Genomic DNA, 15270 nt, shown 5'->3' on the forward strand with positions numbered 1-15270 from the left:
CCGCCTGCCCCGTGCGAGGAGATCCACCATGACCCAGCGTGTCACGCGTCACCGCCTCCAGATAGCCGCCGAACTGGACCGTTTCATCAATGAACAGGCGCTCCCGGGCACCGGCGTCGAGGCCGAGGCCTTCTGGGCCGGCGTCGATGCGCTCTTTCATGATCTGACCCCGAAGAACCGTGAACTGCTTGCCGACCGTGATCGCCTGCAGGAGCAGCTCGATGCCTGGCACCGCGAGAACCCGGGCCCGGTGCGTGACATGCCTGGCTACCGCGCCTTCCTCGAGGAGATCGGCTACCTGGCCGAGGCGCCGGAGGCGGTCAAGGTCACCACCGCCAACGTCGATCGCGAGATTGCCGTCCAGGCCGGCCCCCAGCTGGTGGTGCCGGTCAACAACGCCCGCTATGCACTGAATGCCGCCAATGCCCGCTGGGGCAGCCTCTATGATGCCCTCTACGGCACCGATGCCATCTCCGAGGAGGACGGCGCCGAGAAGGGCACGAGCTTCAATCCCAAGCGCGGCGAGAAGGTCATCGCCTACGCCCGTGGCGTGCTTGACCGCGCCGCGCCGCTGGCCACTGGCTCCCACCGTGACGCCGTGAAGTATGCCCTGCGTGACGGCCATCTGGTGGTTACCCTGGAGGGTGGTCGCGAGACCGGCCTCAAGGATGCCGGCAAGCTGGTGGGCTTCAACGGCCCGGCCGAGAGCCCCGATACCATCCTGCTGAGCAACCATGGCCTGCATCTGGAGATCCAGATCGACCCGAGCAACCCGATCGGCAAGACCGACCCGGCCGGCGTCAAGGACGTGGTGGTCGAGGCGGCGGTGACCACCATCATGGACTGTGAGGACTCCGTGGCCGCGGTGGACGCCGAGGACAAGGTAGGCGTCTACGCCAGCTGGCTGGGCCTGATGAAGGGCGACCTGACAGAAGAGGTCGAGAAGGGCGGCAAGACCTTCACCCGTCGCCTCAACGCCGACCGCACCTGGCAGAACACAGCTGGCGGCAGCGTGACCCTGCCGGGTCGCTCGCTGATGTTCGTGCGCAACGTCGGTCACCTGATGACCACGCCGGCAGTGCTCGACGCCGAGGGCAACGAGCTGCCCGAGGGCATCCTCGACGGCATCGTCACCAGCCTGATCGCCCTGCACGACCTGAAGAAGGGCGAGGGTGAGGCGCGCAACTCCCGCGAGGGCTCGGTCTACATCGTCAAGCCCAAGATGCACGGGCCGAAGGAGGTGGCGTTCGCCAACGAGCTGTTCGGCCGCATCGAGGATCTGCTGGGCATGGCCCGTGACACCCTGAAGATGGGCATCATGGACGAGGAGCGCCGTACCACGGTGAACCTCAAGGCGTGTATCGCCGAGGCTGCCTCGCGTGTGGTGTTCATCAACACCGGCTTCCTCGATCGCACCGGCGACGAGATGCACACTGCCATGGAGGCGGGTCCGATGATCCGCAAGGGCGATATGAAGGGTGCCGCCTGGATCCAGGCCTACGAGAAGAACAACGTCCAGGTCGGCCTGGCCTGTGGCCTGCGCGGCCGCGCCCAGATCGGCAAGGGCATGTGGGCCATGCCCGACCTGATGGCCGGCATGCTGGAGCAGAAGATCGGCCACCCCAAGGCGGGCGCCAACACCGCCTGGGTGCCCTCACCCACTGCCGCTACCCTGCACGCCCTGCACTACCACCAGGTGGACGTCGCCGCCATCCAGCGTGAGCTGGAGGGGCAGGGCGAGCCGGACGTCCTGGATGACCTGCTCAGCGTGCCGGTGGCCGAGAGCGCCGACTGGAGCGACGCGGAGATCCAGCAGGAGCTCGACAACAACTGCCAGGGCATCCTCGGCTACGTGGTGCGCTGGGTCGAGCACGGCGTGGGCTGCTCTAAGGTGCCGGACATCCACGATGTGGGCCTGATGGAAGACCGTGCCACCCTGCGCATCTCCAGCCAGCACATCGCCAACTGGCTGCACCACGGCGTGGTCGATGCCGCCCGCGTCCAGGAGACTCTGGAGCGCATGGCCAAGGTGGTCGACAAGCAGAACGCCGATGACCCGGAGTACACGCCGATGAGCGCGAACTTCGAGGGCTCCAGCGCCTTCCAGGCCGCCAGTGACCTGATCTTCAAGGGCCGCGTGCAGCCCGCCGGCTACACCGAGCCGCTGCTGCACCACTGGCGAGCCGTTCACAAGGCGAAGTAAGGCAACACAACGAAAGGCGTCGGGGAGCGCCCCCGCGGTTATGCCGCGGGGGCGCTTTCGTGAGAGCTCGACGTTCGGGCACTGTCGGTGCCGGCACTGGTCGGCTAAGGTGGTGGTTTTCGTTAGCCACAGCAGGGAGGCTTGCCATGCCCGTGATGACCGCCGCCGCCATCGAGGATTTCCTCGACGAGGTGTTCCCCCAGCGTTTCGGCACCATCGAGGCCGTCGATCACATGAAGGCCACCATGAGCCTGGCCATCGACGACGAGCACCTGCGTCCCGGCGCCAGCGTCTCCGGCCCCACCCTGATGGGGCTCGCTGACGTCTGTCTCTACGTGGCGATCCTCGCCGAGATTGGCCCCGAGCCCATGGCGGTGACCAGCGACCTGCACTGCCGCTTCCTGCGCCGCCCCCGGGGCGACCGCGATATCATCGCCACCGCGCGTATCCTCAAGCTGGGCCGCCGCCTGGCGGTGGGCGAGGTGCAGCTCTTCTCGGCTGGACAGGAGGAGCCGGTGGCGCTGGTCACCGCCACCTACGCCCTGCCCGATCGAGACGACTGAGGCACCTCAGCGGGCGCGCAATATGGCGGCGGTCAGGGCCAGCCAGCCGCTGATCATCAGTACCCCGCCGATGGGCGTGATCATCCCCAGCCCCGTCGCGCCGGTGAGCGCCATGGCGTAGAGCGAACCGGAGAACAGCGCGATGCCTGCCGCCCACAGCGCCATGGCCAGCCGCTGGCCGGCCAGCGGCTGGGAGGCGCGCCAGGCCAGCATCGCCAGCAGTGCCAGGGTGTGCCACGCCTGGTAGCGCACCCCGGTCTCGAAGGCCGCCGCCAGCCGCGGGGCCAGCTGCCCCTCCAGGGCGTGGGCGCCGAAGGCACCGGCGATCACCACCAGGGCGCCGGAGAGCGCCACCCCCAGCCACCATCCCCTGTCCTGCATATCGGTCTCCTCCGTGCCGGTAGAATCGGCCGCTACCGTACCCCGGGCGAGCCTTAGCCGCTACAATACGCGCCCCCGGTTTATTCAAGCCAAGAAGAGTTGCCCCGCGCCATGACCGATCCCCGACACGACGACAAGACCACCGGCCCGGAGGGGGCGGACGCTCCGCTGCACCGCCGCGGCATCAAGAGCTATGTGCTGCGCGCCGGACGCATGACCCAGGCCCAGACCCGCGGGCTCGAGGAGGTGTGGCCGCGGCTCGGGCTGACCCTGGCCGACGGTCGCCAGGAGCTCGAGACGCTGTTCGGGCGCCGCGCGCCCTGCGTGGTGGAGATTGGCTTCGGCATGGGCGCCTCGCTGGTGGAGCAGGCCGAGACCCATCCCGATACCGACTTCATCGGCATCGAGGTGCATGCGCCGGGCGTCGGCAAGCTGCTCGACGAGGCGGACAAGCGCGGCCTCAGCAACCTGCGCGTCTACCGCGAGGACGCCCTGCGTGTGCTCGAGGAGTGCCTGCCCGAGGCGAGCCTCGACACCGTGCAGCTGTTCTTCCCCGACCCCTGGCCCAAGAAGAAGCACCACAAGCGGCGCATCGTGCAGCCCGCCTTCGTCGCGCTGGTGCGCTCGCGGCTGAAGGTCGGAGGCACCTTCCACCTGGCCACCGACTGGGAAGCCTACGCCGAGTGGATGGCCGAGGTGATGGACGCCGCCCCCGGCTTCGCCAATACCGCCGAGGCCGAGACCGCGCCCTACGTGCCGCGCCCGGCGTTCCGTCCGCTGACCAAGTTCGAGGCCCGCGGCGAGAAGCTCGGCCACGGCGTCTGGGATCTCATCTACCGCCGCGTCGGGTGATTCTGCCGCCGCTTCAAGCGGTTAGGCTGTCAAATGAAAATGGATCATGATGTTCGCCGGCTTGCACCAGATATGGGGCTTGCCGGCGAGATATGGTCTATATATGGTAGTCGGGCCGCGGGTGAACAGAGGGCCTGACACCGACATGATGCATGTCAGTGCAGCCCCGGGAGCACCGGCCTAGGATGAACGGTTCGGCGGCCCTGGCCGCATGGTTACCCTTCAGGAGAGCTGTCATGTCCCTGCCGTTACTGTCCCTGCCGCGTCCTCCCGCACCCGCCCACCTGATTCGCGCCATCGATCCGCGCGTGCCGGTCGGTCTCAAGCGCCGCCTGGTGGAACCGCTGCTCAACCGCACCTTCGCCGAGCCCCTGGCCGAGGGGGAGTTCGACGCCCTGGAGGGGCGCCGCATCACCCTGGCCATCGAGGATATCGGCGTGGCGCTGACCCTCACCCTGGAGGGCGAGTGCCTGACGGTGTGTGGCGAGCCCGGCGAGGCCACCATTCGCGGTGGCTGGCGGGAGTTCCTCTGCCTGGCCACCCGGCGCGAGGACCCCGATGCGCTGTTCTTTCAGCGCCGGTTGCTGATCGAGGGCGACACCGAACTGGGCCTGATGGTCAAGAACCTGCTCGACGGTCGCGAGGAGGGCCTGGCCCAGGGGCCCTTCGGAGAGCTGCTGGTTCGCCTGGAGCGACTGGCGAGACGTACAAGCTGAATTTTTTCGATTAACGAACTTCTTCCGGAGCCATCCGAATGAGCACTTCCACCAAGGCAGTGAAGTCATCCAACGAGGTGCCCCTGCAGGGGCCGTCCCGCGATATCTGGGACTCCAAGTACCGCCTCAAGGACCGTCACGGCAAGGCCGTGGACCAGGACGTGGCTGCCACCTGGGATCGTGTGGCCCGGGCGCTGGCCGCGGTGGAAGACAAGCAGGCCGACGCCTGGCTGCCGAAGTTTCGCTGGGCGCTGGAGAATGGCGCCATTCCCGCCGGGCGCATCATGTCCAATGCTGGCGCCGAGGCCTACAAGCCGGCGGTGAGTCTGATCAACTGCACGGTGTCGCGCACTATCCGTGACTCCATGCACGATATCCTCGACTCCGTGGTGGACGCCGGCATGACCCTCAAGGCGGGTTGTGGCATCGGCTACGACTTCTCCACTCTGCGTCACAAGGGTGCCTTCGTGTTCGGCGCCGGTGCCGGCACCAACGGCCCCCTGGCGTTCATGGATATCTACGACAAGATGTGCTTCACGGTGGCCTCCGCCGGTGGCCGCCGCGGCGCTCAGATGGGCACCTTCGACGTCGGCCACCCCGACGTGCGTCAGTTCATCGAGGCCAAGCGCGAGTCGGGTCGCCTGCGCCAGTTCAACCTGAGCCTGCTGATCACCGACGAGTTCATGGAAGCGGTGAAGAAGGACACCGACTGGCCGCTGGCCTTCCCGCTGCACGCCGGCGAGAAGGATGACGTCGAGGAGAGCGAGCTGATCTACCGCGACTGGCCGGTGGTGGAGGAGGGCTACACCGTCGACGCCGAGGGTCGCGTGGCCTGCCGCATCGTCGAGGTGATCAAGGCCCGTGAGCTGTGGGACACCATCATGCGTTCCACCTACGATTACGCCGAGCCGGGCTTCATCCTGATCGACCAGGTCAACCGGATGAACAACAACTGGTTCTGCGAGGAGATCCGCGCCACCAACCCCTGCGGCGAGCAGCCGCTGCCGCCCGAGGGCGCCTGCCTGCTGGGCTCGGTGAACCTGACGCGCTTCGTGATCGACCCCTTCGGCAAGAAGCCGCGCTTCGACTGGGAGCGCTATCGCCAGGTGGTGGCGATCTTCACCCGCATGCTCGACAACGTGGTGGAGATCAGCGGCCTGCCGCTGGAGGGCCAGCGTCGCGAGATCGAGGCCAAGCGCCGCCACGGCATGGGCTTCCTGGGCCTGGGCTCCACCCTGACCATGCTCAAGATCCCCTACGGCTCGCCGGAGTCGCTGGCCTTCACCGAGGAGGTGAGCCGCAACCTGGCCATCGAGGGCTGGAAGCAGGCGCTGGAACTCTCCCGCGAGAAGGGCATGGCCCCGGCACTGGCCGAGGACTACGAGATCACCCCGAAGATGCTGCGTGAGCGCCCGGAGCTCAAGAAGGACGGCTACGAGATCGGCGACAAGGTGCCCGGTCGCATCCTGCATGCGCGCTATAGCCGGTACATGCAGAAGGTCGCCGAGGTGGAGCCTGAGCTGGTCGCCCAGCTCGCCGAGCATGGTGCGCGCTTCACCCACCACAGCTCCATCGCGCCGACCGGCACCATCTCGCTGTCGCTGGGCAACAACGCCTCCAACGGGATCGAGCCGTCGTTCTCGCACCGCTACTTCCGCAACGTCATCCAGTCGGGCAAGAAGACCAAGGAGCAGGTCGAGGTGGTCTCCTTCGAGCTGGCGGCCTACCGTCACTTCATCGCCGCCGACGCCGTGGAGAGCGACCTGCCCGACTACTTCATCACCGCCGACGCGGTGAGCCCCAAGCAGCACGTGGCGGTGCAGGCCGCCGCCCAGGCCTGGGTCGACTCGGCGATTTCCAAGACGGTGAACGTGCCCACCGAGTTCCCCTTCGAGGAGTTCAAGGACCTCTACCTCGACGCCTACCAGAGCAAGCTCAAGGGCTGTACCACCTTCCGCTTCAATCCGGAGGCCTTCCAGGGCGTGCTGGTGCGCGAGGACGACCTCAAGAACACCACCTACGTCTTCGAGCTGGAGAATGGCGAGAGCGTGGAGCTGGCCGGTGACGAGAAGGTCATCTACGACGGCGAGGAGCACAACGCGGCGAACCTCTATGACGCGCTGAAGGAAGGCACCTATGGCAAGTGGTAATGCCTGCTGTCACGCTAGCGTCAATGTAAAACTTTCCGGAGGAGCCCCCTGATGGCCGTCGAGATCAATTCCAAGATCGTTTCCTACAGTGTCAAGAAGGCGGTGGAAGAGCCGCCGCTGCCCGAGGAGAACCCGCTCACGGTGCGCATCCCGTCGCGTCCCGAGGGCACCCTGGAGGCCGTGTCGGAGAAGATCTCCTACGTCGGCGCCGAGGGGCGCAAGAAGGTCTACCTGCTGGTCTCCTTCATGCCCGTGGAGGGCGTGCTCAACGGCAAGCGGGTGGTGATCGAGCGCCCGGTGGAGTTCTTCTTCCCCTCCGGCCAGCTCTCCAGCGAGCACCAGTGGATCACCGCCACCATGCGCAGCCTGTCGCTGGCCGCCCGCGGCGGCTACGTCACCCAGGCGGTGGCCGACCTGCGCAAGGTGGCCTGGGACAAGGGCCTGGTGCGCTGCGGAATGAACCGCTGGGGCAAGCCGGTGTTCCACGACTCCGAGGTCGCGGCGATCGCCTGGTCGATCCAGCAGATCCTCTACCGCCGCGGCTTCCTCGACCAGGACGGCAACCAGGTGCCGGTGGAGGAGCTGGTGGCCCGCTACGCCCAGCGCCAGGCCAGCGGCCACCTGTGGGTGCCGCCCACCGCCGAGGAGATCGAGCAGACCGAGCGCAAGGCCGAGGAGGCCGCCCATGCCAAGGGCGACGGCCCCACCGTGGTGGGCCACTGCCCCGAGTGCAACGGCGAGCTGATCATGATGGACGGCTGCCCCACCTGCTACTCCGGCTGCGGCTGGTCGAAGTGCGGCTGAGCCATCGGCTCGGCGGGTGAGTCGCCTTTCCTGACAGGCAGCAACCAGAAAATCCGGCGTGCAAGGCACGCCGGATTTCGTTGTTGCCGGGGTGTGGCTCAGTGAAGGACAGCGACAAAGTCCGGGTCATCGAAATAGCGCTCATAGGCCTCTAGTGCCCCCAGCACTTGAACCGCTCCCCCCCGGGGTGTGGCGTCGACATTGTTGCCGGCCATCTTGTCCGCACCGGTCACCAGCTGGGCGATGATCATGTGCAGCTGGGCGTCGGCCGCGGGCGGAAGTTCACAGTTCTCCACCATGTAAGCGACGCTGTCATTGATCTGCTCAGCCAGGGGGACGTACTCCGTTGCCGGCAGCTGGTCCTCATGGATGGTGTCGATGGATCCGCGCATCACCAGGCTGATATCGCCCATGGCCTTAGCCAGCGGGGCGTCGATTGCCCACTTTTCGCCGTCGTTGAGCTGCAGTTCGAAGGGGACGTCGCCATGGTCATGGTCGTGCACCGCCGTATCGGCCGCCAGGCCGGTTCCGGAAACCGCCAGTGCGGCCGCCAGGGTAAAGGGGATGAGGACAGTGGAAAGCTTGATCGACATCTTGAGTCTCCCGTTCTCGGTATGGATGGATTGGTGGTGGTAAGAAAGGATGCTGTCGGTGATCATGACGCCAGGGCATCCGTGGGTTCATGGTGCTGCATTGTCGCCTGTCTGCTCTCCTTGAGGGTGGGACGCAGTAGCAGCATGGCGATGAGGATGACCAGCAGTACCGACGCTTCATGAACCAGCATGCCGATGGCCATGGTCACGCCGCCGAAGAGCACCCCGGCCAGCAGCACGGCCACGGTCAGAAGGGCGATGGCGATATTGAGTCGCATGGTGTTCACCGTCCGCCTGGCCAGGCCCAGGGCATAGGGCAGGCGGGGCAGGCGGTCGGCCATCAGCGCGATATCGGCGGTTTCGATGGCGGCGGGTGAGCCGGCGGCGCCCATGGCCACTCCGATGTCGGCCTGGGCGAGCGCCGGTGTGTCGTTGACGCCGTCGCCCACCATGGCCACGGTATGCCCCTGACGCTGCAGCGCCTCGACCAGCGTCAGCTTGTCCTCGGGCAGCAGCTCGGCGTGCACTTCGTCCACGCCAAGCTCCGTCGCCACGCTTTCGGCGACACGCCGGGCGTCACCGGTGGCCATGACCACCTTGATGCCGTTGTCATGCAGGGCCTGGATGGCGGCCGGGGCGTCGTCGCGGTCGGTGTCGGCAACCGCCACGATCCCTACGGCGCGGCCGTCCACGCCGACGAACATGGCGGTCTTGCCGGCGGCATTCAGTGCCAGGATGCGCTCGTTGTCGGGGGTGTGGTCGAGCAGGTCGGCGGAGCCCACGGTGACGGTATGGCCATCGACGTCGGCGCGGATGCCCTTGCCGGTCACCGGCTCGGCGCGCTCGACCATCGCCACGGCCAGCTGGCGCTGTTCGGCGCCGCGAATGATCGCCTCTGCCAGGGGGTGTTCCGAGGCGGTTTCCGCCCGGGCGGCCAGGGCGAGTACCTGATCCTCGCTCCAGGCGTCATCCAGCACCACTACATCGGTCAGCTCGGGCCGTCCGTTGGTCAGGGTCCCGGTCTTGTCCATGACCACGGCGCTGACCCGGGCGGCGGTTTCCAGGTATTCGCCCCCCTTGATCAGCACGCCGTCCCGGGCCGAGCGGCCGATACCCGCCACGATGGAAACCGGTATGGAGATGACCAGGGCACCCGGACAGCCGATGACCAGCAGGGTCAGGGCCAGCTCCACGTTGCGCGTCAGCAGGCCGATGATCAGCGCAGTGAGCATCACCCCGGGCGTGTAGTATCGGGAGAACTTCTCCATGAAGGTCTGGGTCCTGGCCTTGGCATCCTGGGCGTCCTCGACGCGGTGGATGATCCTGGCCAGGGCAGTGTCCGACCCGATGCCGACGGCCTTGACGCGCAGCACGCCGGATCTCAGCCAGGTGCCGGCAAACACCTCCACGCCCTCGGCCTTCTCGGCAGGCACCGACTCGCCGGTGATGCTGGCCTCATCCACCCCGCCGTGGCCGGAGACCACGGTGCCATCCACGGGCACCTGCTCGCCGTTCCTTATCAAGACGATATCGCCGGGCACGAGCTCCCACACCTCGACGGTTTGCGGCTCCCCGTCACGCAGCACGGTCGCCGTTTCGGGGGCGGCCTCCACCAGGTCCGACAGGGCCTGGCGGGTCCTGTTGAGGGTGGCCCTTTCCAGGGCGCCGCCGAGGGCGAAGAGAAAGGTCACCGCGGCGGATTCCCAGTAGTTGTGAATGAACAGGGCGCCGACCGCGGCGACGATGACCAGCAGGTCGATGGAGATGGTCTTGATGCGCAGAGCCTGGTAGGCGGAGATGGCAATCCGATAGCCCGCCACCGCGGCGGCGGCGATCATCAGCAGGTCCGAGCCGGTGAGCCAGGACGCGATGATCAACAGGCCAGAGGCGATGACCACGCCCCAGGTGTTCCATTGTTTCATGAGTCTCTCCTGTACGATTGGCAGGGGGCGGGAGTGCCCCCTGCCTGCGCGAACGCTCCGCTCAGATGGCCGAAGGCCTGACCTTGAAGCCGACCTCGGCCACGGCATCGACCAGGGCGCGCACCGAGGCCTTTGCCGGATCGTGGCTGACGAGTACCCGGCCGGAAGCGAATTTCACCTCGGCGGACTCGACGCCCTCGAGCCCCTTGAGCCGGGTTTCGATCTTGTTGACACAGCTGGGGCAGGAGAACTCGTCGGAACGCAGGGTGGTGGTTTTCAGAGTGGAAGTCGTCATGGTCGTCTGCTCCGTCATGGTGAAGTGAAGAGTCAGGCCAGCGGGCTGGCTGCTCAGCGTTGACACCATGATAGGGAGCGGAGACCTCCGGGTCGTTCGTCAGCGCACTCTCGAACCCTTTTCTTTCTTGCTGAAAAGTCTCTATGTATCAATGAGATAAGAGTTCGAGCTTCAGGGCGATGAAAGTCGAACCGGAAAGAGGGAGGGGGGAGGGCTGGCTAGGCGGAGTGCTGCGCCCGGTAGGCGCTGGGGGTCATCCCGGTGGCTTTCTTGAATGCCGTGTTGAAGACCGACTTGGAGTTGAAGCCCGAGTCATACATCACCTGGAGGATGGTGGTGCCGGCTTCGGCGGCTTCCAGCTGACGGCGGGCCTCGGCGATGCGGTAGTCGCTGACGAGCTCGAAGAAGTTCTTGCCGAGCCCCTCGTTGATGGCCCGCGACAGCTCCCGGGAGGGGACGCCGAGCTGGCGGGCCAGCTGGTCCACGCTGAGGTTGGCGTCCAGGTAGGGCCGGGCCTCGGCCATGTGGCGATCGAGGTGGCGCAGCAGCGCGGCGTTCTCCGCGCTGATCAGGGCGGCCCGGCCCGGCGCTTCGCTTTCCGCCAGCTGCACCTCGTCGGCGCTCAATCCCGAGAAGATGCTCGGCTGGTGGAGGGCGTTTATCAGCAGATAGTTGATAAACAGGAAGCCAGAAATGGCACCGACGGCAGATACCGCCGTGACACTCACAAGATCCCTGTAGACATGGGCGGAGAGGCAGTAGAAGAGGCTGATAAGCCAGGCGATGGCGTACAGGATCAGCAGGGTGCGCAACCAGGCCAGCTGCTTGTTCTCCAGGTTGGAGAAGAGCTGCCGTACCGTGGTGCCGAAGCGGGTCAGGGCGTGGATGGTGGCCCACAGATAGCCGAGAAATACCAGATGGATGGCCACCGCCAGCAGTGGTGAGGTGAGGACCCCTGGGTGGTCGCGGTCGACAAGGATCTCCAGCTTCACCTCCGTGGGCTGCAGGTAGTATTCGACCAGGAAGATCGCGGATATCACCCAGAACGGCAGGGTGTGCAGGGCGTGCCGGGGCAGCAGGCGGAAGTCGCGATACATCAGAGATTGCGCATAGATATAGAGCAGGCCCGCCTGCAGCAGGCCGACCAGGGTGCCCAGATACGCAAGGTTCGGGTGCTCCAGCGCCAGACCGGTGGAGTAGAGAAAGAACTCACCGAGCCCGGCGGCGAAGGTCAGGACGCTGGCCGCCAGCAGGCGGTTGCTGATCAGCCGGAACGTCTCGGGCAACAGCAGGAAGACGGCCAGTCCCAGCGACTGAATGATGCTGGTGGCCAGCAGCAGATCGACCAGGGTCAGATACATGATGGCTCGCCTTGATGGTTCGCGTCAGCCTCGCAGCTCGAGGTGCTCGAAGTGGCGCTTGAGTCGCCTGGCCAGGGTTTCCAGGGTCTCCCGGGGCGGGGCGTCCTCCACCGCTTCCCGGTAGCCGGGGTCGAGGCAGTGTTCCCGCCGTGCCAGCTGGATAGCGTAGCGACGTACGCCGCAGTCGGCCAGGGTCATGGCCAGACGCTCGAGCTCCTCCAGGGTGAAGTCGCGCCAGTGCAGCGTGGTGCGGCACTCGAAGGGGACGTCGCTTTCCAGCAGCAGCGACAGGCTGCGGGCGTGGTGCTGCCAGATGCCGTGCCGGCCGCCGATGCGGTCGAAGTCGGCACCGCGCCCCTTGGTGTCCAGGGCAACCCAATCGAGTCGTGGCAGCAGCCGCTCCAGGCGCTCCGGGTAGGGGCCGGCGGTGTGCAGCCCCACCGCCAGTCCGAGTGACCGGCAGGCATCGGCGGCGGCGGGCAGGTCGGGGTGCAGGGTGGGCTCGCCGCCGCTGAAGACCACGGCATCGATCTCGCCCAGCCGGGTGGCGAGCAGTGCCTCCATGGCCGGCCACTCCCCCGGGGCGGCGCGGCGGGCCGGCCCCATGCTGCTCGCCGTCTCGCAGTAGCCGCACTGCAGCGGACAACCCTGCAGGTAGACCACCGCCGACCGGCGCCCCGGAAAGGCGTGGTCGTCCCTGGCCTCGAAGCCGGCAATGGGTAGACGGATCACGGCGCCGGGCTCGGGGACCAGGGGGATCACCATGGCGCTCACCCCAGGCTGGCGGCTCGGCTGTGGTCCATGCCGGGGCGGCCGTGCCAGTAGCCGTCGCAGATCTCGACATCGACCAGGCTGAGCGGATCGGGGGTGGGCAACTCGCCGCGGCGGGCGGCATCGAAGGCCGTGACCACCTCCGCCATGCCCTCGGGGCGCGGGCTCAGGCGTGCCACACCGACGCCCATCCTGGCCATGTCCGGCACCTCGTGGCGTAGGTCCTGGCATGCCCCCGAGAGGGTCTGGATGCCGTTCAGGGTGAATACCTGCTGGGACTCCTGGGAGCGCAGGGCCAGGCCCTCCGGGTGCTTCTGGCAGACGAACTGGCAGCGGTCCTTGGGTTTCTGGTAGCGCCGCGCGGTGAAGCAGCGCGATGACCAGGCCAGCGGCAGGTGGCCGTAGGCAAACACCTCGCAGGGGGCCTCGATCCCCTGCTCGCGGCAGTCCTCCAGCAGGCGGGCGAGGTCGTCCCGGGACATCTCCACCGGCGCCTGCCAGCGCTGCATACCGGCGCGCGAGAGCACGGCAAGGGTGGCCGGGTTGTAGAGGTTGAGAGCGGCACCGGCCACGAAGGGCTGGCCCGCCGCCGAGAGGCGTTGCAGGGCGCTTTGGTCATTGGCCTCGACCAGGAACTCGCCGTTGTCGCACAGTTTGCGCAGGTCGCGCAGGTCGGCCTCGGACTCGATCAGGGTCTGGCTCGAGAGCACCACCTGCTTGCCGCTCTGGGTCAGCTCGCGGCCGATGCCAAGCCAGTCGTCGAGCTTCATGTCGCGGCGCCGTGAGCAGACCGACTCGCCCAGGTGGACGATCTCCACCGGCCAGTCGGCGGCCTCGCGATAGAAGTCGGCGTAGTGTTCGCGGGTCCAGTAGAAGAGCACCGGGCCGAGCGACAGCTGGAGCGTGGGGGTAGCGGACATGGGCTCTCTCCTATTTCCAGCGGCGCTCGTAGGCGCCCAGGGTGGTGGTGCTGCCTTCGGAGACCTCGCCGAGGCCGGTCATCCAGGCGGGTTCGGTGTGGAAGCGGCCCGGGGCGCGCTCCAGGCGATCCAGGGCCTGGCGCCAGATGCCGGCGACCTTTGATACATAGGCCGGGCTGCGCTGGCGACCCTCGATCTTGACGGCCGCGATGCCCAGTTCCTTGAGCTCCGGCAGCAGCTCCAGGGTGTTCAGGCTGGTGGGCTCCTCGATGGCGTGGTAGGTCTCGCCGCCCACCTCGAAGCGCCCCTTGCACAGGGTGGGGTAGCCGGCGTTCTCGCCCTCACCGTAGCGGTCGATCAGCACGCCGTTGAGGCGTGACTCCAGGCCCTCCGGGGTCTCCTCCCAGCGTACATGGGCCGCCGGCGAGCAGACGCCGCGGGTGTTGGGCGATTCACCGGTGAGATACGACGACAGGTAGCAGCGCCCCTCGGCCATGATGCACAGGCTGCCGAAGGCGAATACCTCGAGCTCCACCGGGCTCTGCTTGGCCAGGTCGCGCACCTGGGTGATGGAGAGCACCCGGGGCAGCACGGCGCGCTTGATGCCGAACTGGTCGTGATAGAAGCGCAGCGCCTCGTGGCTGGTGGCCGAGCCCTGTACCGAGAGATGGCGGGCGAGGTCGGGGTGGCGGCGGGCGGCGTAGTCGAGCAGCCCCATGTCGGCCATGATCAGGGCATCGACGCCGAGATCGGCGGCCTGGTCCACGGCGCGGGTCCACATGGCCCAGCCATCCGGCTGAGGGTAGGTGTTGATGGCGCAGAAGACCCGCTTGCCGCGGGCGTGGGCGTAGTCGATGCCCTCCCTGGCGCGCTTGTCGGTGAAGTTGAGGCCGGCGAACTGGCGGGCGTTGGTGGTGTTCTGAAAGCCGAAGTAGACGGCATCGGCCCCTTCATCCACGGCGCGCTTAAGGGCAGGCAGGTTGCCGGCGGGGCAGACGAGCTCCATGGTGAGCCTCCTGTCGTGGGAATCCCGACCATGCTAGTCGACTATCCCGCCTGGCCTTTTGACGCGGGTCATAAGGAGGCGTAGTCGGCTCTGGCGTCGCAGAGCGGACAAAAGTCGGCCTGCTCGCCGTGGCCCAGGCGCAGTCCCGTGCGGTGGTCGGCGATCTGCCGGTACAGCAGCTGGAAGCTGGGGCTGCCCTCGGAGGGACTGGCCAGCGAAGGAGAGGGCGCCAGCTCATCCAATTCAGCGGCCTGCAGGCAGCGCTCGATCAGCGGGTAGATATGCCGGTTCTCGCTGTGCAGGTGATGGTGATAGAGCTCACTGAAGCCGCGAGCCAGGTTGAGTTGGCCGGGATCGAGCTCAGCCTCGGGCATCTCATTCGCCTGGCGGCGGAAGGTCGCCTCGAGCTCGTTTCCATCGCGGGTGATCCGTCGGTGCTCCTCGGAGAGCACCGCGAGCAGCTCAACGCTCTGTGCATGGCAGCCGGTGAGGCGGGCGAAGAGGGCCTCCTCCACCGGATGGTGCCACTCCTCGGGCTGGTGGGTCAGGTAGTGGCAGAGCCTGGCCAGCAGTCGATAGTCGGGGACCTCCTCGCAGGCGGCGATATGCAGCTGGCGGTCGAGGATGCAGAGCAGCGCCGCGTAGCGATGGTGGTCGGCATGCAGGCGTTCCAGAATGATGGCTTTCATGGTGGCCTCCCTGACGCACCGTCGGGCGACGGTGCGTCATGATT

15 protein-coding genes are annotated in these 15270 nt (G+C 67.0%); 6 read left to right on the forward strand and 9 right to left on the reverse strand.

The genetic code is table 11. The features are described from left to right. Positions 1-28 precede the first annotated feature (28 nt). Positions 29-2203, forward strand: a complete 2175-nt coding sequence (locus ACJ7IV_RS00565; protein WP_483865331.1) for a malate synthase G — start codon at positions 29-31, stop codon at positions 2201-2203. 146 nt (positions 2204-2349) lie between these two features. After that, a complete protein-coding gene (locus ACJ7IV_RS00570) occupies positions 2350-2766 on the forward strand; it encodes a PaaI family thioesterase (RefSeq protein ID WP_161431707.1) in 417 nt (138 codons plus the stop codon). Between the two features lie 6 nt (positions 2767-2772). On the opposite strand, the gene ACJ7IV_RS00575 is transcribed toward ACJ7IV_RS00570, so the two are convergent. Next, positions 2773-3147 carry a DUF423 domain-containing protein gene (locus tag ACJ7IV_RS00575; protein WP_483865332.1) on the reverse strand — a complete coding sequence of 125 codons (375 nt, stop codon included), beginning with the start codon at positions 3145-3147 and terminating at the stop codon, positions 2773-2775. A 111-nt stretch (positions 3148-3258) separates the two neighbouring features. Between ACJ7IV_RS00575 and trmB the strand changes: the two genes are divergently transcribed. The 4 genes from trmB to ACJ7IV_RS00595 all read left to right on the forward strand — a co-directional run bounded on the left by trmB (position 3259) and on the right by ACJ7IV_RS00595 (position 7669). Continuing rightward, complete coding sequence (gene trmB, locus ACJ7IV_RS00580; protein WP_483865333.1) at positions 3259-3999, forward strand: tRNA (guanosine(46)-N7)-methyltransferase TrmB; 741 nt, start codon at positions 3259-3261, stop codon at positions 3997-3999. Between the two features lie 236 nt (positions 4000-4235). Next, positions 4236-4715, forward strand: a complete 480-nt coding sequence (ubiT, locus tag ACJ7IV_RS00585) for a ubiquinone anaerobic biosynthesis accessory factor UbiT (protein ID WP_483865334.1) — start codon at positions 4236-4238, stop codon at positions 4713-4715. A 38-nt stretch (positions 4716-4753) separates the two neighbouring features. Next, positions 4754-6865 carry an adenosylcobalamin-dependent ribonucleoside-diphosphate reductase gene (locus ACJ7IV_RS00590; RefSeq protein ID WP_213311772.1) on the forward strand — a complete coding sequence of 704 codons (2112 nt, stop codon included), beginning with the start codon at positions 4754-4756 and terminating at the stop codon, positions 6863-6865. 51 nt (positions 6866-6916) lie between these two features. Further along, positions 6917-7669, forward strand: a complete 753-nt coding sequence (locus ACJ7IV_RS00595) for a ribonucleoside-diphosphate reductase (RefSeq protein ID WP_483865335.1) — start codon at positions 6917-6919, stop codon at positions 7667-7669. A gap of 98 nt (positions 7670-7767) precedes the next feature. Here ACJ7IV_RS00595 and ACJ7IV_RS00600 read toward each other — a convergent pair whose 3' ends face one another. From ACJ7IV_RS00600 to ACJ7IV_RS00635, 8 genes are all read right to left on the reverse strand, one after another. After that, positions 7768-8328 (reverse strand): hypothetical protein, encoded by a 561-nt coding sequence (locus ACJ7IV_RS00600; RefSeq protein ID WP_483865336.1) that lies wholly within the window; start codon positions 8326-8328, stop codon positions 7768-7770. Next, complete coding sequence (locus tag ACJ7IV_RS00605) at positions 8325-10184, reverse strand: heavy metal translocating P-type ATPase (RefSeq protein WP_483865337.1); 1860 nt, start codon at positions 10182-10184, stop codon at positions 8325-8327. Before ACJ7IV_RS00605 ends, ACJ7IV_RS00600 begins: the two co-directional genes overlap by 4 nt. 61 nt (positions 10185-10245) lie before the next feature. Next, positions 10246-10479, reverse strand: a complete 234-nt coding sequence (locus tag ACJ7IV_RS00610; protein WP_483865338.1) for a heavy-metal-associated domain-containing protein — start codon at positions 10477-10479, stop codon at positions 10246-10248. 218 nt (positions 10480-10697) lie between these two features. Further along, complete coding sequence (locus ACJ7IV_RS00615) at positions 10698-11840, reverse strand: helix-turn-helix domain-containing protein (RefSeq protein ID WP_280552936.1); 1143 nt, start codon at positions 11838-11840, stop codon at positions 10698-10700. A 24-nt stretch (positions 11841-11864) separates the two neighbouring features. After that, entirely contained in the window at positions 11865-12605 is a 741-nt protein-coding gene (locus ACJ7IV_RS00620) for an anaerobic ribonucleoside-triphosphate reductase activating protein (protein WP_483865339.1), read from the reverse strand. Between the two features lie 5 nt (positions 12606-12610). Next, on the reverse strand, positions 12611-13531 hold the full coding sequence (locus tag ACJ7IV_RS00625) for a U32 family peptidase (protein WP_483865340.1): 921 nt from the start codon (positions 13529-13531) through the stop codon (positions 12611-12613). Between the two features lie 10 nt (positions 13532-13541). Beyond that, a complete protein-coding gene (gene ubiU, locus ACJ7IV_RS00630; protein ID WP_023004293.1) occupies positions 13542-14537 on the reverse strand; it encodes a ubiquinone anaerobic biosynthesis protein UbiU in 996 nt (331 codons plus the stop codon). A gap of 68 nt (positions 14538-14605) precedes the next feature. Next, positions 14606-15226, reverse strand: a complete 621-nt coding sequence (locus ACJ7IV_RS00635) for a hemerythrin domain-containing protein (RefSeq protein WP_483865341.1) — start codon at positions 15224-15226, stop codon at positions 14606-14608. Positions 15227-15270 lie beyond the last annotated feature (44 nt).

It is taken from the genome of Halomonas sp. C10-5 (assembly GCF_057169305.1).